The 20,841-nt window shown below is 43.9% G+C and carries 19 protein-coding genes; 2 read left to right on the forward strand and 17 right to left on the reverse strand.

Annotated features, from left to right (window positions below):
* Positions 1–23: 23 nt before the first annotated feature.
* The 15 genes from ACYRYY_RS02055 to ACYRYY_RS02125 all read right to left on the reverse strand — a co-directional run bounded on the left by ACYRYY_RS02055 (position 24) and on the right by ACYRYY_RS02125 (position 15,890).
* On the reverse strand, positions 24–1,295 hold the full coding sequence (locus ACYRYY_RS02055; RefSeq protein ID WP_460213830.1) for a hypothetical protein: 1,272 nt from the start codon (positions 1,293–1,295) through the stop codon (positions 24–26).
* A gap of 196 nt (positions 1,296–1,491) precedes the next feature.
* Positions 1,492–2,025, reverse strand: a complete 534-nt coding sequence (gene xpt, locus ACYRYY_RS02060; RefSeq protein WP_460213831.1) for a xanthine phosphoribosyltransferase — start codon at positions 2,023–2,025, stop codon at positions 1,492–1,494.
* Positions 2,022–2,939, reverse strand: a complete 918-nt coding sequence (locus ACYRYY_RS02065) for an ABC transporter permease (RefSeq protein ID WP_460213832.1) — start codon at positions 2,937–2,939, stop codon at positions 2,022–2,024. The genes xpt and ACYRYY_RS02065 overlap by 4 nt, the downstream gene beginning before the upstream one ends.
* On the reverse strand, positions 2,936–4,000 hold the full coding sequence (locus tag ACYRYY_RS02070) for an ABC transporter permease (RefSeq protein ID WP_460213833.1): 1,065 nt from the start codon (positions 3,998–4,000) through the stop codon (positions 2,936–2,938). The genes ACYRYY_RS02065 and ACYRYY_RS02070 overlap by 4 nt, the downstream gene beginning before the upstream one ends.
* A complete protein-coding gene (locus ACYRYY_RS02075; RefSeq protein ID WP_460213834.1) occupies positions 3,984–5,501 on the reverse strand; it encodes an ABC transporter ATP-binding protein in 1,518 nt (505 codons plus the stop codon). Before ACYRYY_RS02075 ends, ACYRYY_RS02070 begins: the two co-directional genes overlap by 17 nt.
* Positions 5,502–5,566: 65 nt before the next feature.
* Positions 5,567–6,628 (reverse strand): BMP family ABC transporter substrate-binding protein, encoded by a 1,062-nt coding sequence (locus ACYRYY_RS02080; RefSeq protein ID WP_460213835.1) that lies wholly within the window; start codon positions 6,626–6,628, stop codon positions 5,567–5,569.
* Between the two features lie 232 nt (positions 6,629–6,860).
* The gene (locus tag ACYRYY_RS02085; protein ID WP_460213836.1) at positions 6,861–7,061 is read right to left on the reverse strand and encodes an FmdB family zinc ribbon protein; all 201 of its coding nucleotides are present in this window, start codon (positions 7,059–7,061) and stop codon (positions 6,861–6,863) included.
* An 11-nt stretch (positions 7,062–7,072) separates the two neighbouring features.
* Complete coding sequence (gene trxA, locus ACYRYY_RS02090) at positions 7,073–7,390, reverse strand: thioredoxin (RefSeq protein WP_460213837.1); 318 nt, start codon at positions 7,388–7,390, stop codon at positions 7,073–7,075.
* 88 nt (positions 7,391–7,478) lie between these two features.
* The gene (locus ACYRYY_RS02095; RefSeq protein WP_460213838.1) at positions 7,479–8,285 is read right to left on the reverse strand and encodes a TIGR02757 family protein; all 807 of its coding nucleotides are present in this window, start codon (positions 8,283–8,285) and stop codon (positions 7,479–7,481) included.
* On the reverse strand, positions 8,272–10,704 hold the full coding sequence (locus ACYRYY_RS02100) for a TIGR03960 family B12-binding radical SAM protein (RefSeq protein ID WP_460213839.1): 2,433 nt from the start codon (positions 10,702–10,704) through the stop codon (positions 8,272–8,274). Before ACYRYY_RS02100 ends, ACYRYY_RS02095 begins: the two co-directional genes overlap by 14 nt.
* Before the next feature lie 3 nt (positions 10,705–10,707).
* Positions 10,708–11,820 (reverse strand): rod shape-determining protein RodA, encoded by a 1,113-nt coding sequence (rodA, locus tag ACYRYY_RS02105; RefSeq protein WP_460213840.1) that lies wholly within the window; start codon positions 11,818–11,820, stop codon positions 10,708–10,710.
* Positions 11,792–13,627 carry a penicillin-binding protein 2 gene (mrdA, locus tag ACYRYY_RS02110; RefSeq protein WP_460213841.1) on the reverse strand — a complete coding sequence of 612 codons (1,836 nt, stop codon included), beginning with the start codon at positions 13,625–13,627 and terminating at the stop codon, positions 11,792–11,794. Before mrdA ends, rodA begins: the two co-directional genes overlap by 29 nt.
* A complete protein-coding gene (locus tag ACYRYY_RS02115; protein WP_460213842.1) occupies positions 13,584–14,063 on the reverse strand; it encodes a hypothetical protein in 480 nt (159 codons plus the stop codon). Before ACYRYY_RS02115 ends, mrdA begins: the two co-directional genes overlap by 44 nt.
* 5 nt (positions 14,064–14,068) lie before the next feature.
* Positions 14,069–14,860 (reverse strand): rod shape-determining protein MreC, encoded by a 792-nt coding sequence (mreC, locus tag ACYRYY_RS02120; protein ID WP_460213843.1) that lies wholly within the window; start codon positions 14,858–14,860, stop codon positions 14,069–14,071.
* Positions 14,861–14,867: 7 nt separating this feature from the next.
* Positions 14,868–15,890, reverse strand: a complete 1,023-nt coding sequence (locus ACYRYY_RS02125; protein ID WP_460213844.1) for a rod shape-determining protein — start codon at positions 15,888–15,890, stop codon at positions 14,868–14,870.
* 271 nt (positions 15,891–16,161) lie between these two features.
* Between ACYRYY_RS02125 and lysS the strand changes: the two genes are divergently transcribed.
* Together lysS and ACYRYY_RS02135 are read left to right on the forward strand one after the other, a co-directional pair.
* A complete protein-coding gene (lysS, locus tag ACYRYY_RS02130; RefSeq protein WP_460213845.1) occupies positions 16,162–17,637 on the forward strand; it encodes a lysine--tRNA ligase in 1,476 nt (491 codons plus the stop codon).
* A complete protein-coding gene (locus tag ACYRYY_RS02135) occupies positions 17,627–18,553 on the forward strand; it encodes a GGDEF domain-containing protein (protein ID WP_460213846.1) in 927 nt (308 codons plus the stop codon). The genes lysS and ACYRYY_RS02135 overlap by 11 nt, the downstream gene beginning before the upstream one ends.
* Positions 18,554–18,639: 86 nt before the next feature.
* Here ACYRYY_RS02135 and ACYRYY_RS02140 read toward each other — a convergent pair whose 3' ends face one another.
* Together ACYRYY_RS02140 and serA are read right to left on the reverse strand one after the other, a co-directional pair.
* Positions 18,640–19,035, reverse strand: a complete 396-nt coding sequence (locus ACYRYY_RS02140) for a secondary thiamine-phosphate synthase enzyme YjbQ (RefSeq protein WP_460213847.1) — start codon at positions 19,033–19,035, stop codon at positions 18,640–18,642.
* Between the two features lie 6 nt (positions 19,036–19,041).
* Entirely contained in the window at positions 19,042–20,664 is a 1,623-nt protein-coding gene (serA, locus tag ACYRYY_RS02145) for a phosphoglycerate dehydrogenase (protein ID WP_460213848.1), read from the reverse strand.
* Positions 20,665–20,841 lie beyond the last annotated feature (177 nt).

A 20,841-nucleotide genomic window follows, 5' to 3' on the forward strand; every position in this document is an offset into this window, starting at 1 on the left:
CTTTATTTTTTAATTACAAACAATTAATTGAATACGTTACCAATACGCACTTCCTCAGCTTCCCATTCGGCAGGTTCGCTTGAGCCTAAGCTTCTCTCTATACCGATTACAGAACCGTTAAATGAAAGAGTCTGGTCCTCGAACTCGTAATTAAGAGCAATCATCTCTATATTCTCTTCATTATCATCAATATATTTTCCGAAAAACATAATGCTGTACGTGCTGGTATCTATAAACCCCTTGAAAGTATCATCTCCTTCGGTGAGTGTAACGTTGCAGCCATCCTGCACAATAGTCACTGTGCCGTTGTCTTCCTCTATTTCAGTAGGGTCATTGCTGCTTATAATGCGAGAAATGAAAGGCATATCTGTAACAGAGATATCAACGCTTGAGCATGTGGGATCAGCAGAGTTAGCCCCTACAACACGTACCATGGTTGCAGTTGCAGTGCATGAGCCGTCCTTGGGTGAAAAAGTCATAAGAAACTCACTGGAATCCGTGTATTCCATAGACATATTATATTCAGGCATACCTGTTTCTGTGTATTGACGAAGAACAGCGGAATTAGGATCAGTCAGATTACCGGAAAAAAAGTCCAGACCCCACTTAGGAGTATCTTTCGCTGAGGATGAAGATAAACCGGAAGAAAGAGCAGGTGGTTGCTTTAAATCTTTTGTAGAAATGGCATAAACATTAACTGAGCCTCCGGTTAAATAAGCTACAAATCTTTCAGTTGTGTTATCCTCACCATCGCACACAATATTAACTTCGGCAGCATATACACCGTAAAGTGCATCGGAGTTCATATTGCCTATTGCCACATCCTCGTCTATGAGGTTGAGAGTGTCAAAGCTGCCAGCAAAATCGTCAAGCTCTGTTTCCTCAGTCACAAGACCGTTAATGTCATCCACAGCCGTTTCATTCATTATAAGAGTACCGTTATCCACCGAGCTGAGAGTCTGGATAAGTCTGGCAATAAGAACAGCATTGTTATGATCTGTTATATCAAAAGGGGTGATATAAGTGGCCGCAGGCGCACTTCCCAGAACAAGATTGCCTATTCTGAAAGTTACAGTATCGCCTTCATTGAACAGAAATTTACCTTCCGCATCGGTAAAACCTGAATACCCGCTGGGTGAAGTGGAATAAGCTATGCCCGCCACAGGTGCATCAACAAAAACACCTGTTGATGAGGGGGCGGATGGTTCGCTGTTGCTACTGCTGCTTCCGCCGCAGCCGTAAATAAAGAGTGATAAAAGCATGGCACTGAGCGCCGTTAAGATTGTTTTGTGCATAAGCACACCTCCGCAGAAATTATAATCATTTCCAATATTTAATTTTTATACGAGTGAACAAAGGTGTCAAGTTAAAATGAACATCGATACTGTTTGAGATACTCTCGTTAATTTGATAAATGGATCTGCGAAAAAAAAATTAAAGAAGAAGAAAGGAGAAAGGAGAAGAAGGCAGCGGATTAGGCTGCCGTTATAATTAACAGTTGTTTTTTATTTCTTCCAGAGTGAGGATCGAATACACACCCTCTTCCCCTTTTTTGTCTATGATAACCGCACAGCCGACAAGTTCTGCACCTGATTGAGCGACAAGTTCCTTCACAGCCTTCAGGGTGTTTCCTCTGGCGAAAAAATCATCCACATATATAACCCTGTCATCACTGCTGAGAACCTCTTTTGAGACGTAAAGAGTAGTGTTCTCCTGCTTGGTAAAGGAATAGCTTTCAGCACTGTAAAAATCTGCCATTGTAATGGGTTTCTTTTTCTTGGCAAAAATGTAGGGAATCCCCAGCGCCTCCGCCAAAGGATGAGCTATGGTTATTCCGCTGGTTTCCGCAGTAACTATTTTGGTAAGTCCGGCATTTTTAAAATGCTGCGCCATATCATCCGCCATGATGCGGAAAAGTTCTATATCAACCTGATGGTTGATAAATTTATCAACCTTGACGACCTCGCCGTTTACGCTGCCGTATTTTTTTATTCTCTCAAGCAGAGCTTCGCTTGCTTTTCTCATTTTCTGTCCTCTCTGTCATATGGAATACCAAGGCTTTCCGGTTCAGGTGTAGTACCCTTGCCGAGCCTGATTGTGGATATTACAAGAACTATAATAGTAAAAAGGTATGGAAGCATCTGCAGCACATGGGAGGAAATATCTGTTCCCATAGCCTGCATCCTCAGCTGGAGCGCATCTATACCGCCGAAAAGGTAAGCCCCGAAAACAGCTCTGGTGCTGTTCCATTGGGAGAAGATAACAAGGGCAACAGCAATCCATCCCCTGCCCGCCGTCATGTTTTCCACCCAGAAAGGTGTATAGGCAAGAGAAAGGTAAGCACCGCCTATTCCGGCAAAACCTGAACCCACAAGAACAGCCATCATGCGGTATTTGGTAACACTTATACCAGATGTATCCGCCGCTGCGGGGTTTTCGCCCACAGACCGAAGATAAAGCCCCCATTTTGTCCGGCGGAAAAAAAGGTGAACGCCTATGACAAGAACTATGGAGAAGTAAACAAGCATATCCTGCCTGAAGAGAGGATTTATAACAGGTATAGACGACAGAAAAGGGATCTCAACTCTGGAGAACTCTGTGATCGTTTTCCCCACCATCTTCTGACCGAAAAGAGCCGTAAAGCCTATACCGAACATTGTAAGCGACAGACCGCTGACGATCTGGTTTCCCCTGAGATAAACCGTAATAAGCCCGTGAATCGCACCTGCGGCAAGGGCAGCAAGGAAAGAAGCACAGACTCCCAGAAACAGGCTCCCTGTGATATTAGCAGTGGCAAAGCCCGCTAGAGCGCCTATTAGCATAAGCCCTTCTATACCAAGATTTATAACACCGGAGCGTTCCATAATTATTGCGCCTGTTGTGGCGAAAAGGATTGATGTACCCGCTCTTATGGTTGCATCAAGCAAAACTTCTATCATGATTTGCCCCAAATAATCCGCATTTTATTGGCTATAAAAAAATCTGACGACAGAACAAAAAAGAGAATCAACCCCTGAAACAGGTTTACAAATGCCACAGGAAGCTGCCACATGATCTGGAGGCTGTCACCACCCACAAGCAGAACACCCATTATAAGAGAAACGATAAGCACGCCCAAAGCAGAGCGTCTCGCCAGCCACGCAACAATTATAGCTGTATATCCGTAGCCGATAGATACCCCTTCCTGCAAACGGTACTGAACTCCGGAAACTTCGCTGAATCCTGCTATACCTGCTATGGCGCCGCTCAGAAACATTGTACCTATAATAGCGGTTGTTATATTCATCCCGGCATACTTAGCGGCGTTGGGGTTGTCGCCTATTACCCTGATCTCATAACCGTACACAGTTTTTTCCATAAATATATACACAAGAAAAACCAGAACCAAAGCTATGAAAAAACCTGTATGCAGCCTTGAATCGAAGTAATATGACATCCTTGCTGCTTCAGCAAACTGAGCTGAGTGAGGAAAATTGAACCCTGACGGGTCCTTCCACCTGCCGTAAATGAGCAGTGAAAGTATTGATATAGCAATATAGTTCATTAAAAGAGTAACTATAATCTCGTTAACTCTGTATTTTGCCTTTAAAAAGCCCGAAACAACAGCCCATAGACCGCCGCAAATCATTGAACCCGCTATCATTGCTGTTATCATCAGAAGATGGTTTTCAATCCCTGAAAATAAAGCAATGCCGGATGCGCCTATGGCGCCCATAACGAGCTGTCCTTCCGCTCCGATGTTCCAGAGCTGCATACGGAAAGCCACTGATATGCCAAGCCCGCATATTATAAGCGGTGTTGCCTTAACAAGTGTTTCGCTTATGCCGTATGATGTTCCGAGGGCTTCCATGATCATATCTCTGTATGCCTCAAGCGGGTTTATGTCCGCAAAAAGCATAATTATTCCCGCAGTCAATAGAGAAAAAGCCACAGCAACAAAAGGTGCGGTTATGCGGAAAGTTTTTGAGGCTTCCAGTCTTTTTTCAAATCTTATCCGCATTTTTCACTCCGCTCATCATCAGTCCGATCTCCTCTCTGGTGGCTGTGTCAGGCTTAACAACACCTGTGATAACTCCCCTGAACATAACAGCCACACGGTCTGAAAGTTTGAGAAGCTCATCCAGATCCTCAGATATAAGGATCGTACTCATTCCGCTTTCCCGTGCGTCTATAATAACTTTGTGAACATACTCCGCAGAGCCTATATCAAGCCCTCTGGTCGGATATAGAGCAACCAGAACGAGAGGGTTAAGGGAAAGCTCACGGGCAATTATGACCTTTTGTATATTTCCGCCGGAAAGAAGACGGACAGGAGAACCCGCAGGACCTGTTTTTATGGCAAACTTGGATATAAGCTCCTCTGCATTACGCTTTATTGCTCCTGCGTTCTGCATGAAAAAGCTTTTGAATTTACTGTCTTTATAACTTTTCAGGATAAGGTTTTCATCCACACTCATTTCAGGAGCAATACCGAACGCTTTTCTGTCTTCAGGGATATGGGCAATGCCTGCGATGTAAGGATTTTTGCCTTTATGGTTGGTAAAGTCCTCGCCGTTGACGATAATCTGCCCGCCGGAAGGTCTGCGGAGTCCAGTGAGAACCTCCGCAAGGGCTTTCTGTCCGTTTCCGGCAACTCCGGCTATTCCGAGAATTTCACCCTTGAAAAGCTCAAGGTTTATCCCCTTCACGTCTGAAAGACCTTTATCGTTTTCAACAGAAAGGCTTTTAACTTCCAGAACCTTTTGATCAAATGCCTTAGATGTTTTTTCCCAGTGGGGCACATCGTCTGAGCCGATCATGAGCCCCGCAAGCATAGCTTCATCAAATTCACCTGCGGTGAGCGACTTGACAGTCCTGCCCTTTTTAAGAACAGTTACACGGTCGGAAAGCTCCATAACCTCACGCATTTTATGGGAAATGAAGATGATCGACTTATCCTGACTCTTCAGTTTTTTAAGAAAGCCGAAAAGAATATCCGCCTCCTGCGGAGTAAGAACCGCAGTTGGCTCATCGAGGATAAGCACTTTACAGTCACGGACAAGAAGCTTAATAAGCTCCACCCACTGCTGTTCACCGATGGAAAGCTTCCAAACAGGTTCATTCAGGTTTATATCAAGACCGAAATCATCAAGAATTTTCTTCGTTCTTTCAAATACCTCACCCCTGTTTATTATCCCCGGGAGGTTATCAAGAGAAAGAAGGATATTCTCCATTACGGAATGGTTTCTCACCAGCATAAAATGCTGATAAACCATACCAATGCCATATTTTAGCGATTCAGAAGGAGAGGAGATTAAAACCTTTGTGCCGTCAACAGAAATACTCCCTGTTTCAGGTTTATAAAGCCCTGCCAGTACGCTCATAAGCGTACTTTTACCCGCTCCGTTTTCGCCAAGGAGGGTATGAATCTCCCCTTCGTAACAATTCAGAGAGACATTATCCAGCGCCTTTACGCCCGGAAAGCTTTTTGTGATATTTTCAAGTTTAAGATACGGTTTCAATGTGATCCCTTAAAAATAAAAAAGCGGTGCAGAGATTTTACACCCTGCACCGCCCCTATTTTTTATTATTTAGGTGAGCCCTGAACTCCTTCAACGAAGAAATTCATGCTGAGCATTTCGGCGTCTGTCATTGTTTTGCCTTCGGGAACAACGATTTTGCCTGACTGGTCTTTGAGAGGACCAGTGAATACTTTGACTGTGCCGTTTTTAACAGCAGCTTTTCTTTCTTCAACTATCTTTTTAACATCTGCGGGAACAAGGTCAGTAAGGGGAGCAAGGTCTACAAGTCCGTGTTCCATTCCCCACCAGATCTGCTCGCTTTTCCATGTTCCTTTGCTTACCTGTTCTGCAACTATAGTGTAAAGAGCGCCCCAGTTCCATACCGGTGAAGTGAGATATGCCTTGGGAGCAAATTTTTTCATCTCAACGTTGTATCCAATAGCGTATGCGCCTCTTTTTTCAGCAGCCTGAAGAGGGGCAGGAGTATCCTGATGCATTGTTATAACATCTGCCCCGGCATCAAGAACACTTTCAGCAGCTTCACGTTCTTTACCCGGGTCAAACCATGTGTGTGTCCATACAACTTTCACTGTGGCTTTGGGGTTTACACTCCTTACGCCGAGAGTGAAAGCATTTATTCCTCTGATAACTTCAGGGATAGGGAAAGCGGCGACATAACCCACCACATTTGATTTAGTCATTTTACCGGCAACAACACCGGAAAGGTAACGGGGCTGATACATTCTGCCGAAGTAAGCGCCAACGTTTTCTGCTGTTTTATAGCCGGAACAATGCATGAAAATGATGTCTTTATTTCTTTTAGCAACTTCAATTGTCGGGTCCATATAACCGAAGCTGGTGGTAAAGATCAGGTTGTGTCCTTTTTTAGCAAGACCGGTGATGATCCTTGTTGCGTCAGCGCCTTCGGGCACTGATTCGATGTAAGTGGATTTTTCGACATACGGAAGCTTTTCCATTTCCTGTCTGCCCTGATCATGTGCGTAGGTCCAGCCTGCATCGCCTACAGGTCCGACATAGATAAAGCCAGCCTTGATCTGCTTGTCAGCAGCGAAAGCACCCGCGGTACAGAGAGCCGCCGTTAAAAGTGCCAAAAGAATTTTCTTCATGTACTACCCCTTCTTTCAGTTTAGTGGAGCAAAACCGCATTTTTACGGCAGCCCGCAAATTTTGTCAAAAAGATATTTATTTTTTAGTTCAGTGTGCCATCTATGTCAATCGAATAACGTTAATCCGTACACAATCATATAACGCAGAAAATATTAAAAATAAAAAAGCCTCCCGCATAATATACACGGAAGGCTCTGAAATCTTTTATGTTTATACTGCTGCTAAACAGCGCTAGTTGCCGGAAGCATCTGAAGACGCAGGAAAACACCCTTTGGGAGTGCAACAGACACATCCGCCGGAATGCTTCACATTCTCCATACGCTCAACATTTGTTCCCGAACACTTTGTGCATGGAACAGGCTCTCCTTCCTTAAAAATAAGGCGGGAAAACTCCGTACCGCAGTCTTTGCACCTGTATTCATAAAAGGGCATATGAATAACCCTTAGATATATTTCTTGATAGCGTCCTCATAAACGCCTTTGGGCTGAACGCCGATGAACTGCTCAACCACTTTGCCGCCCTTAAAGACCATGACAGTAGGGATACTCATGATGCCGTATTTTGCAGCAAGCTGCTGGTTTTCGTCCACATTTACTTTGCCGACCTTTATTTTGCCTGCGTATTCATTTGCCAGCGCTTCCACTGTGGGAGTAAGCATTCTGCAGGGTCCGCACCAGACAGCCCAGAAATCCACAAGAACAGGGAGATCGCTCTCTACCACATCAGTTTGAAAGGTTGACTCATTAAGTTCAACAGCCATTGTTTCCTCCTTAATAACTTATAAGTTATAGTATACAAATTCATCCGTTTGTCAATCATAGTAATTAAGATTGTTTTGCTCTCAATTACTATCCTGATTCTTCATTAAACGGACATAAATCTCTTTCAGCGCATGATGCGCACTTTTCATCCGCACCGTATGTGCAGCCAAAGGCTATTCCCAGACGGGACACGGCGAAATCATATTTAGCGGGGTCTTCAGGATTCATTGCTCTGAAAAAATCTGTAACAGTATCAAGATTTTTTCTCGTTCCGGAATCATTCTTTATTATCCCGTTCTTATATGCGAATCTTAATATATGTGTGTCTATGATAAATTGCAAGTCCTTACAAGTATAATTTTTCCATAAGCCGAAATCTACCTCATCCTTTCTCACCATCCAGCGTAAAAACATCCGCAGGCGCTTTGCTCCGGACTTAACCGGATCAGCGAAAAGGAAGTCATACCCTTTTCCGCCGCCGTAAGCTTTTCCCCTCTTCTTCATATGGATAACAAAGTTTATGAGAGACTCCTCAAGGCTTGCCCCCATTGAGGCAAAAGCGTTTTCGATGGAGCCGTGTTCACTGTAAAGATCCCTGAGAACGAGTACAAAAGCCCGGACATCCGCAGGCTTCTGAAACCTGTAATAAAGCCTTGTGGGTTTATCCTCAAGCTTAAACGGATCTGTTCCGAATTCACTGAAAAAAGTCATGAGAAAACCCTGAATAGCCTTCACATTCCCATATGCAAAACAGCTTGAGCAGAATGCCACAAACTCGGTATTGCCCTGAACTGTGCAGGGGTAAACTATCGGGTCTGTGCCCACATACTCCGGTTTGTTGTATTTTTTATACAGCTCCTCAAAAAACGGACGAAACTTCTCAGCTTTCGTCATCTTCCACTTCAGCTTCTTCCGCTGTATTTTTTTCCTGTCTTGGCTTTGGAAACATGTAGAGGTTTTTGCGTTCCACATCAAGCTCTGCTCTGCTTAACCCGTGATATGAAAAGAACTCAAGAGGGTTGAAAGAACCTGTTTCACCGGAGAGGAGAACAATCTCATCCTTCTGTCTGTGGAGAAGAAATTCAGAAAGCTCAACCTTTTTATCTCTGCCTTTTTTGTCTTTCTTCATATAAAAGGCTTTATCCTCAGCAATAAGCTTATCCAGCACCACAGGCAGTTCGCCGCCCAAACGGTAGCGTCCTGCGAAGCTTACTTTCTTCTCATTTACCTTATAAGGCATGATCCTTTTGACTTTCACACCATCAGGCAGAATTGAGTTTATCTTCTTCTGCACTTCGCCGAAGTTGTTCAGTCTGCCGCACTCAAGAGCAAGAAGATCCCAGGAGCATTCCACACCAACTGGAGGCGGAATAAGATAGCGCATCTTCGGCTGGGGATTAAACCCCTGAGTGAAAGCAAGCTTTATCTCCGATATGCGGGCAGCGTGAGTGAAAAGGCGGACAGATTCAATTGCAGACAAAAACTTACCTGCCTTGCGTTTTTCTATATAAAAAACATAGTGGAAGGTCTCTTCCGGTTCCTTAGGTGTTGTTTCTTCCGGAATTTTGTCACCTGCATAAACATTAAGAATTTCTTTAAAGTCGCATACGCCGCAGTTTGTGCATGAGCCCTCACGGCAGTCTTCCGTAACGGCTTCCTCCCGTGCCTTTTCGTATTCATTCTCAAAAAAGCCGGACTCAACACCGGAATCTATATTGCTCCAAGGAAGTTTATCCTGCGTCATAAACTCTCTGGAGGCGAACTCCTCCATTGTGAATCCCAGATCTCTGAATACCTGTTTCCATGCATTAGAATCAAAGCATTCGCTCCACCCGTCAAACATCAGTCCTCTGTCGGCGGCAAGAGCAAGAACATTGCAAAGTCTTTCATCGCCTCTGGAGAAAACTCCCTCCATGACACTTTGCTCAACATCATGCCAGCTAAGGCGCATACGGTAGCTTTTCAGTCTGTCAGAGAGGAGCATCTGTTTGCGCCTAAGCTCCGCCGCAGTATTCTGCGGAAAAATCTGAAAAGGTGTATGGGGCTTGGGAACAAAATTTGAGGCGGATACCTTGATATCAAACCTGCCTTTTCCCACAGCACGTTTAACACGGTGAGCAAGATCAGCTATGGCAAGCACATCTTCATCTGTCTCAAAGGGAAGACCTATCATGAAATAGAGCTTCGCACCGTTCCATCCTGCATCGGCGGCTTTGGTAACTGCGGATATTATATCCTCTTCTGTGAGGTTTTTATTTATTACATTGCGGAGTCTCTGCGAACCTGCTTCGGGAGCTATGGTAAAGCCGGATTTACGAACCTTTGCCAGTTCCCTGAAAATGAACTCCTGTATTCTGTCTGCCCTTATGGAAGGGAGAGAAAGAGACGAGCCTTCTGCACTGATAAGCCTTGTCATGGTAACAAGCAGTTCCTCAAGCCTGCTGTAGTCAGCGGCGGAGAGAGAAAGCATGGAAACTTCCATATATCCGCTTGAGGCGAGCTGACGCAGTGCGTCGTTTGCGATAGCTTCGATGCTTCTCTCACGGGACGGGCGGTATATGTATCCTGCCTGACAAAAGCGGCAGCCTCTGGTGCATCCTCTCGATATTTCCACCGCCACCCTGTCCTGCACGGCGGGCATCATGGGAACTATCAAACTGTTTATGGTCACATCATCGCTGAAACCGGTGTAAACGTTTCTTTTTACCGTCTTGTCAGGTTCAATTAGCGGAACATACGTAAAGGGCAGACTGTTAAGGTACTCAAGCTTGGTTTTTCTGCTTTCGCCCTTCATTTCGGAGAGTTTGTCAAAAATATCGGTTATCTCCCCTTCCATCTCTCCTATGAAGAATACGTCAATTATATTTTTAAGAGGCATAGGGTTCATTACGCACGAACCGCCCGCAGTAACTATCGGATCACTCTCCCCTCTTTCTGCTGAGAAATAAGGAATGCCTGAATACTTCATACTGTGGAGAACATTTGTATATGACAGTTCATACTGAAGAGAAAATCCGAGGACATCGAAGCTTTTCAGCCCGTATCCTGATTCAAGGGAAACAAAAACCTTTTCGCCAAGCTCCGAAACTGCGTCTGTCCACGGCATAAAAAACCGCTCGCAAACTATATTGTCAGATGAATTGAGCCTTTCATAAAGCATTTTAAAGCCTATGTGGCTCATACCAACTTCATAAACATCAGGAAAAGCAAGGCAGAACGAAAGCCTGCCCTCTTTCGACTTGTGAACGGAGTTTATCTCATGGTTCACGTACCTTGAGGGTTTTGATATTGTTAAAAGAGAATTATCAAGCATTAATTACGCGCCTATTGGATTGTATTTTCGCATGGCCACACTGTTTACAAGCCCCAGCATAGCCATGAATGTAAGCAAAGATGAACCGCCGTAACTGAATATGGGCATAGGGATACCCACAACAGGCATTATACCCATTGTCATAGCGGCATTTACAAAAAACTGAAAAAATATGTACGAGGCAACGGCAACACATATAACTTTGCCGGATGCCTCCCTTGTTTCCATTGAGATACTGAGTATGCGGATGATCATAAACAGAAACATGCAGATGATGATTGAAGCTCCCACAAGACCTGTTTCTTCCGCAACAACGGAAAAAATAAAGTCGGTATGCCTTTCGGGTATAAATTTAAGATGGGACTGTGTACCCTCCATGAACCCTTTACCCCAGATTCCTCCGCTGCCTATGCCTATTTTCGACTGAATAACGTGATAGCCTGAACCGAAAGGGTCTTTTTCAGGATCAAGAAAGGTAAGAACCCTTTGTTTCTGATAATCCTTCATCAGAAATATCCACATAACAGGGAGAAGTATCGCCGCAGAAGCAGCAGCAAACACCATAGGAGTCCGTTTTATTCCGATAAAAAGAATAACCAGACCCCATATAGCAAGAAAGCTTCCTGCCGTACCCAGATCAGGCTGAAGGAATATAAGAATGAACGGAGGCAGAAGCGGAAGAATCTTAATGAAAATATCCTTAAAACCCAGCTTCAAGCCATCATAAGTTATAAACATTCTTGCCAGAGTAAGCACCCATATAAACTTGAAAAACTCAGAAGGCTGTATCCTTGAACCGCCTATTATAAGCCATCTCCTCGCCCCCATGATAGGAGGCATGAGAAGCACCATAAACAAAGCCACACAGCCTATAATATAAAGCACCGGAAGGTATTTCACAAACCTCTGATGCCCTACCCATGAGATAAGAAAAAAAACAACAAATCCCAACACAACCCAGAGAACCTGTTTCTCATAAAAATCTCTTATCACATCAGCCTGAGCATCAAATGATGCGCTGTAAACAGCGGCGCAGCTCATTGTGAGAACTATTGCTATAATAGTCAGAAGAGCTTTATCTATATTTTCAATTTCCTTCTTGTTCAGTCCTAACATATCCTAAATCCACAAGCTTATTAACTATCGCCCCGGCCACAGGAGCAGCACTTCTGCTGCCGGAACCGCCGTGCTGCATAAGAACAGCTATGGCATACTTCGGTTTGTCCTCCGGCACAACAGCACCAAACCATGCGTGATCCCGCATGAATTCAGGTATTTCATCCTCTTCCATATGCTCTGTTTTGCTTAAGGAAACAACCTGTGCTGTCCCTGTTTTCCCGCCATAGGTTATTCCGTGTACTCTTGCTCTGTACCCTGTCCCGCTGGTTCCGTAAATAACTTTGACCATTCCGTCCATAACGGAATCAACAATCCATTTAGGGATCTCAATCTCCGAAACAGTTTCCATCGGGGTATGTATCTTAACATCCGTAACAGGATTATGTACAAATTCAACAACTTTTGGTTTCATAACCTTACCGCCGTTGAAAATTCCGGCAAGCATTACCGCAACCTGAAGAGGAGTTGTTGTCATATACCCCTGACCGATACTGGTAATAATTGTTTCACCCGGATACCATGATTCATTAAACCTGCGTTTTTTCCAGTCTCTTCCGGGGAAAAAGCCTGATTTTTCATTGGGAAGATCAATCCCTGTGGTTTTGCCCAGACCCAGAGTTGTGGAATATTTCTCTATATCATCAATACCTAAATTAAGCCCAAGCTGGTAAAAGTAAACATCACACGATTCCGCTATGGCATCTATAAGCTTCATAGGACCGTGCCCTGTTTTTTTCCAGCATCTGTAAGTGAAATTTCCGTATCTCATCTCTCCGGTGCAGTTCACCACAGTATCCAGAGTTATCTTTCTTTCAAGCAGTCCCGCCATGCCCATAAGCACCTTATAAACAGAGCCGGGAGGATAAGCACCCTCTATAGCTCTGTTGAGGAGAGGCTTGTCCTGATCTGTCATAACAGAGACTCTTTCTTCAGAAGTATGAAAAGGGGAAAAAATATTGAGATCATAAGTCGGGGCGGAATAAAGAGCCATAACACCGAAGGTTTCAACATCCAGAACCACCGCTGCGCCCTTTTTCCCTTCAAAGATGTTATGAACAGCCTTCTGAAGATCCATATCCAGAGTGAGTACAAGATCATTTCCGGTTATGGTATGTTTTTCTGAAAGAGTTTTGATAGGACGACCATAGCTGTCAACCTCAACCTGTCTGGCACCGTCAACACCTCTCAGATCCTCTTCATAAACTTTTTCTATTCCTGTTTTTCCGATCATATCCCCGCTGGAATATGAAAGGTCTGTCTTAAGGTCATTCTCCGTGACTTCTGAAAGATAACCGAGAATATGGCTCAGAGCCTTGCTGTCCATATATTCCCTTACAGATTCAATATCAACCTCAAGTCCCTTGAAGTCGTTGTAGTTTTCCAGTATCTCAGCGACCTGCTCAAAAGTGAGTCCTCTTGCTATTACGGCTGGTTCATAAAAATATGACCTTTTTATGGACTTCATAGCATAGTCACGGTCTATCTGAACATATCTTGCAAGCTCCTTCAGAAGCTCGTCAATATCTCCGGCATCCTCTTTTACCACCTTAAGCTCATAGCTTGGGGTGTTTTTCACAAGGAGTCTGCCTTTACGGTCATATATAAACCCTCTGTCTGCACGCACCTTTACTATTCGGATGCGGTTGTTCTCAGACAGTCTCTTATATTTATCGTATTCATGTATCTGAAGATAAACCAAACGCATTATCAAACCTGCAAACACAGCAATGACAAGAGCCATAGCCCAGTAGGTTCTGCGTTTATAATATTCCAGAACTTCGTCTTTCAGCACCTTTAAAAGCACCGGTAACCTCCGTGATTAACACAAGCGCTGCTAAAGCAAGAGTGTTTATAAGCAGATAGTAAAGATATGCACTTATGAACGGTGTTTTCAGATAATCATTCATAGCCATATTTAGAAAAACATGGACAGCCACAAGTCCTAAACGGAAAAAAAATCTGGACAGGAATTTCTGCATGTCGAAAAATACGCCTGCCTTTATTGTGAGAACTCCGTAAAAGAAGTAGATCAGGACTCCGGGACCAAGATAGCCGCCTCTGATAAAATCACTGAAAAGACCAAACAAAACTGCGTGCCATATATAGTTTGTTTCATCCAGTTTTTCAAGCACAGCTATGTAAACGATAAGTACATATGAAACAGGGTTAAGAAACCCCAGAACAGAACTTGCGAGAACATGGAGAATAAGAAGAGTGAGAATCAGCAGCACATAATACATAAGCACTACCTTTTCAGCACTAAAACATTTTCCAGCTTATAGAAATCCACCACAGGACGCACAAAAAGATCCTGGAAAAGCCCTGTGTCTTTTTCGTCCACCCTGTTGACAACGCCCACAGCAATGCCTTTAGGGTAAACACCGCCGAGACCCGATGTTATAAGCTCATCGTTTATCTCAACTTTATCCAGCCTGTCGTAGTAATCCACCACAAGCTGCCCTTCACCGTTGCCGCGGATTATACCCACTGCTCTGGTACGTTTATTCATAATACTTGCGTTATTTTTAATGTTGAGGATAACATCCACACGGGCAGTGTTTTTGTAAACTTCGCTGACAGAACCCACAAGACCTTCAAAACTGATCACAGGATCTTTAAGCTCTATTCCGTCTTCAGAACCTCTGTCAATGATGATGTACTTGAGATAGCCGTCAACGTTTCTGCCCACTACATTACACGCAACAGACTGAAAGCTGTACGCCTCTTTAAAGTTAAGAAGCTTTTTCAGCCTTTCATATTCCAAAACTTTTTCACGGAGGAGAGAATTCTCCATTTTAAGCCTGTCATTCTTCTCTTTAAGCTCAAGGTTATCCTGACGGACATACACAAGGTTTATATACCCGCTCCAGACATCGCCAAAAAAGCCCGCTGTCTTGGAAGAGTAATAAATAAAGGGATTTACGACATTGCCGAAAATCCCTTTGAATGGTCCGTTAATTTCAGGGTTCTGCACCTGAAGCAGAATGAGGAAAAAAAGAAAGGCTGTTATTCCCGCTATTTTTTTCCAGCCGGTCATCGATAAACTAGTCTATGGTTACTTTTTTGAGAAGCTCGATATTGTCAAGCACCTTACCCGCACCCATAACAACAGCTCTGAGCGGATCATCAGCAACAAGGATAGGAAGCTTTGTTTCTGATTCAAGACGCCTGTCAAGTCCTTTAAGGAGCGCACCGCCGCCAGTGAGTACAATGCCTCTGTCAACTATATCTGCAGAAAGTTCAGGCGGAGTTTTTTCAAGGGCAATCCTTACAGCGTCAACGATTTTCGTAACAGCCTCTTCAATAGCTTCCCTTGCTTCGGCATCTGTTATCTCCCTTGTCTGGGGGATACCGGAAACCATGTCACGCCCTTTGATTTTTATTGTTTTACGCTCTTCCATCGGGAAGGCAGAGCCTATTTCTTTCTTTATTTTTTCAGATGTGCTTGTACCTATCAGGAGGTTGTATTTCCTCTTGATGTAGTTAACTATCGCCTCGTCCATCTCATCCCCGCCGACACGGACAGAGTTTGAGTAAACTATACCTGAAAGAGATATAACGGCAACTTCCGTTGTTCCGCCGCCTATGTCAACTACCATGTTGCCCGAAGGCTCTTCTATGGGAAGTCCGGCGCCGATTGCAGCCGCCATGGGTTCCTCAACAAGGTAAACCTCACGGGCGCCTGCCTGAATCGCCGTATCCTTCACAGCACGCTTCTCAACCTGAGTAACGCCGGAGGGGACACAGATAACAATTCTGGGACCGATGAATTTCTTTTTATTAAGGGTTTTCTGGATAAAATAACGAATCATTTTCTCAGTGTGTTCAAAGCTGGCTATAACTCCGTCCTTCATGGGACGTATAGCAACAATGTTGGCGGGTGTTCTCCCCAGCATACATTTTGCTTCGTCCCCCACTGCGAGGGTTTCTTTGTTATGGTTGTTTATGGCTACCACTGAGGGTTCATCGCAAACTACTCCCTTGCCTTTAACGTAAATCAGTGTATTGGCTGTTCCAAGATCTATGGCAAGGTCGCTAGAAAAAATATTGTAGAGACCGTTTAACATTCCTTTTTACCTCCGGCTTGCATGCTGAAATAAATCAAAACTCATGCTTATGCAACTATTATGTGACGGTTTCGGCAAAATAAAGACAAGTTAAAGTGCCGGAAAGGTCATAAAAAATTTCTTTCTTGTAATAGATTAAAGATTTTTGTATAACAAGTCAACACATTAAGATGGTAAAAACACACTATTCAAATATTATATCCTGCCTTTGGAAACTGCACAGGATCAGGGTTTCACCGCAGGCAATCTTCAAGGAGAAAACACATTCAACATGGATCAGCACCGTCTGGAAAAACTTCAAAAACTCACGGAAAACAATGTTCAGCCTTATGTAAATTCATTTAAGATTCCATTCAGCATAAAAGAAGTGTCTGAAAGATTTGAAAATACTGACGGGCATGAACTTCTAGAAAAAAAATACACCTTTACCGTAGCCGGACGTGTAATGGCAATGAGACAGTTCGGTAAAGTTAACTTCCTCAACCTTAAAGACAGAACGGGAAATATTCAGGCATACCTTAAAAAAGGCGACCTAGCGGAAGATCAGTACAATGTTTTTGAGCTTACCGATGTTGGCGACTTCGTGAGTATCTCCGGCTTTGTCTTCAGAACAAAAACCGGTGAACTGACAATATATGCGGAAAGATTCTCACTGCTTACAAAATCACTGAGAGATCTTCCCGAAAAGTTCCACGGGCTTAAAGATGTTGAGCAGAGATACCGCAGAAGATATGTTGATCTCATAGTTAATGATAATGTCCGTAACATTTTCCGCAAAAGAAGCGCTATAATTCAGGAAGTAAGGAACTTTTTCCTTTCTAAGGACTTCATGGAAGTGGAAACGCCAATGATGCAGCCCATAGCAGGCGGGGCAACAGCAAAACCCTTTGTTACCCACCACAATGCGCTTGATATGCCCCTTTATATGCGCATAGCGCCGGAACTTTATCTGAAAAGACTTGTTATCGGCGGTTTTGAGCGTGTTTTTGAAATAAACAGAAGCTTCCGCAACGAAGGCTTATCAACACGCCACAATCCCGAATTTACTATGATAGAATGGTATATGGCATATGCTGACTATCATGATCTTATGGATATGATAGAGACATTCGTGCGCAATATCGCCATCAAAGTGTGCGGGACAGCTAAGATTCCTTTTAACGGACGCACCATCGACCTTGAGTCGCCATGGAAACGCATGACCATGGAACAGGCAATAGTCGATCTCGGAGAAAAAGGAATTACCCTTGAACAGCTTGCGGAATATGATTCAGCGAGAAAAACCGCAGAAGATTTAGGCATTTTCATCAACAACAGCTGGGGCAAAGGAAGAATTGTTCTGGAAATTTTTGAAAATACAGTTGAGGAAAAACTTTTTGATCCGATATTTATTACAGATTATCCTAAAGAGGTTTCCCCTCTGGCAAAATCAAGGAAGGATAATCCGGAAATCACCGAACGTTATGAACTTTTCATAGGCGGGTTTGAGGTTTCCAACGGTTTTAATGAGCTTAACGACCCTATTGATCAGAAAGAAAGATTTGAAAAACAGGTTGCTGAAAAGGAAGCGGGCGATGAAGAAGCTCACGCCATGGACAGTGACTACATCCGCGCACTTGAATACGGGCTTCCCCCCACGGCAGGCGCAGGACTTGGTATAGACAGACTGGTTATGCTGCTTACTGACAGCCAGTCCATAAGAGAAGTTATTCTCTTTCCCCATATGAGACCGGAGGATGCAGGTTAGTCCTAAAGTTTATCGCTGTACAAAAAGCGAGGAAATTACAGAAACTCTGAAACAGCTTTTCCCTGAAAGTATCCAGTGGGACTGCTCACATCAGGATGAAGGACCGAAGGTCATCATCTATGAGGTGCGTAAAGGCGACACTGCGGAAAAGCTTGCGTCTATGCTTGCTAATGAAAACTTTTTTCTTTTCATAGCAAACAGAGAGTTTGATCATCAGTTTCTGTCCCTTTCCAGAGATTACTTTTTTGAGTTCACCCACACGGATGATCCGGTGGAGGATCTCATTATACATTACAATATCCTTGTGAAATATTTCGCAATGACTATGGAACTTCAAGCCAAGACAGAAGAGCTTGAAAACACAGTGTTTGAGCTTGCCTTTGCATCCACAAATGTTCTTGAACAAAATGAGTTTCTCGAACAGATGGCAAAAAAGGACGGGCTCACACTGCTTTATAACCACTCATACTTTAAAGACAGGCTTAAAACCGAATTTGATAAATCAAAACGTTACGGCAACAGGTTTACCATAGCACTCCTTGATTTAGACTTCTTCAAAAAAGTGAATGACACATACGGACATCCGAAAGGTGATGAAGTTCTCAGGGCTTTTGCGGTGATAATCGGTGAGAACATACGTGAGACAGATATGGCGGCACGCTACGGCGGTGAGGAATTTGCCATAGTCTTCCCTGAAACAGACACTGCTCACGCCTTAATCGCCCTTGAAAGAATAAGAGACGGACTTAAGAGCATGGTTTTTGAAAGCGAAACCGGCTGTTTTAAGATCACCTTCAGCGCCGGCGTAACAGAGTTTGACCCTAAATTTTACCATTCAGAAGAAATGATCCAGAACGCAGACAAGGCTCTCTACATCAGCAAGCGTGACGGCAGAGACAGAGTAACCGTTTTATAACTGCTCCTATCATCCAAAGTTCAAACTGCATGAAACCACAGAATCTAAATTAAGTTAGTATAATAAAGACAGAGAGCAGCCAGCCCCTATTTTCCAATAAATTTCAGCCAGACTTTTCTCTGACGGGGTCCGTCAAATTCGCAGAAATAAACGCCCTGCCATGTGCCGAGAACAAGGCGGGAGTTCTCCACGATTATCGTCTCGCTGCATCCGAAAAGGCTTGATTTGATGTGTGCGTCTGAATTCCCTTCAGAGTGGCGGAAATATGCCTCGTCAGGAACAAGCTTATTCATGAAGGCTGTCATATCACACTGAACATCGGGGTCAGCGTTTTCATTTATGGTAACAGCCGCTGTGGTGTGCGGAGTGAAGACAGTAAGGATACCGTCTTCCCATCCGTTTTGAATAACAGCATCCTCCAGAAGGCGGGTTATGTCCGCCATCCGGATTTTTGCTGTTGTAGATATATTAAGCTCTACCATTTGTCCTTAAAGAACAACGACCTTGGCTTCGATAATGCCGGGGATCGCCTGTATCTGGTCAAGAACAGATTTCGGAACCTCGCTGTCAACGGAGATAAACGAAATCGCATCCCCGCCTTTCAGACGGCTGAGTTCAAAACCTGCTATATTTATATTGTTGTTGCCGAGAAGAGTTCCGATCTTACCCACAACACCGGGTGTATCGGAGTTTCTGATGTATATGTATGTTCCCTGGCATATCATATCAAGGAAGAACTGGTCGAAAATAGTAATTCGTCCGTATCCGTCGGGGAAAACTGTTCCGCCTATTACCTTTTCTTCCCTATCCGTCTTAACTTTCATAACAAGGAGATCATTAAACTTGCCGTATGCAAGGGTTTTGCTCTCCTGAATGTCAATTCCTCTGTCCTTTGCGATATAGGGGGCATTGATATATGAAACAGTTTCCTTCACATTAAACTCAAGAAGACCGCGAAGACCTGCAATCGTAAACGCCTGAAAGTTGAAGGGAGTATCGAAGGTTCTTTCAAAGAAATCTTCGTCAAACTTGTGCCCAACCATTGTGACTTCAACCCTTTCAGGTCTGCCTTTGGTGAGCTGTGCAAGGAGATGCCCCATCCTTTCTATAAGGTCAAAATACTTCTGCATCTCAACACTGAGCTGAGACTTCATGAAGGGGATATTAACAGCGTTTTCATAAGATTTGCCGTGCAGAGCGTTTACAACCTGCTGTGCTATAAGAAGTGCAACATCACGCTGTCCCTCTTCTGTATTTGCACCTATGTGGGGTGTAACAAACAGATTATCAAGGGTAAGCAGTTTATTTTCTCCAAGGGGCTCTTTGGTGAAAACATCCACAGCGGCAGAGAAAACCTTGCCGGATACAAGGGCATCGTAGAGGTCATCCTCATTTACTATGCCGCCTCTGGCACAGTTGACGATAACTACGCCGTCCTTCATCATATCTATTTCTTTTTTAGTTATAATGTTTTTAGTTTCATCAGTAAGAGGTGTATGAAAAGTTATCACATCCGCCTGCTTAAGAACATCCTCAAGGCTGTCACAAAGGGTAACGCCGAGAGAATCTGCCTTAGCCTGTTTTATATAAGGGTCAAAGGAAACTATTTTCATCCCGAAGCTTTTCGCCCTTATGGCAACATTTCCGCCTATTCGCCCGAGACCAACTATCCCAAGGGTTTTCCCATGGAGCTGAATCCCCATAAATTTCTTTCTGTCCCACTTAATAGATTTAACCGACTCATTAGCGGCGGGAATTTTCCTCACAGCTGCAAGCATCATACCCATGGTAAGCTCAGTGGCGGCTAAGGTATTCCCTGTGGGGGCGTTCATTACTATGATACCTTTTTTACTGGCTGCCTCAATGTCCACATTATCAAGCCCGACACCTGCACGTCCGAGGATTTTGAGTTTTCCGGGGTTTTCCAGCAGGTCAGCAGTAACGGTTGTTCCGCTTCTGGTTATTGCTGCGTCATAATTGCCGATGATCTGTTTCAGGTCGTCATTTTTAATGCCGGCTCTGATGTCAACGTTGATATCTCCGGATGCCTGAAGTATCTTGACTCCTTCTTCGGAGATATGATCCGTAATGATTACATCAAATTGTGCCATTCGCTGCCCTCTTTTATCGCTATAATTTGCATCCCGTACCTGAAAGCGTCAGGGGGAGCGTACAGACTACCAAAACGCTTATCAGATGGCAATAAGATACTAAATGTTAACCGAAATAGAACGTAATTAACAAATAAATACACACTTAAATTAACCGGAATATAATTTTTACATTCA

The organism is Geovibrio sp. ADMFC3 (genome assembly GCF_054687035.1).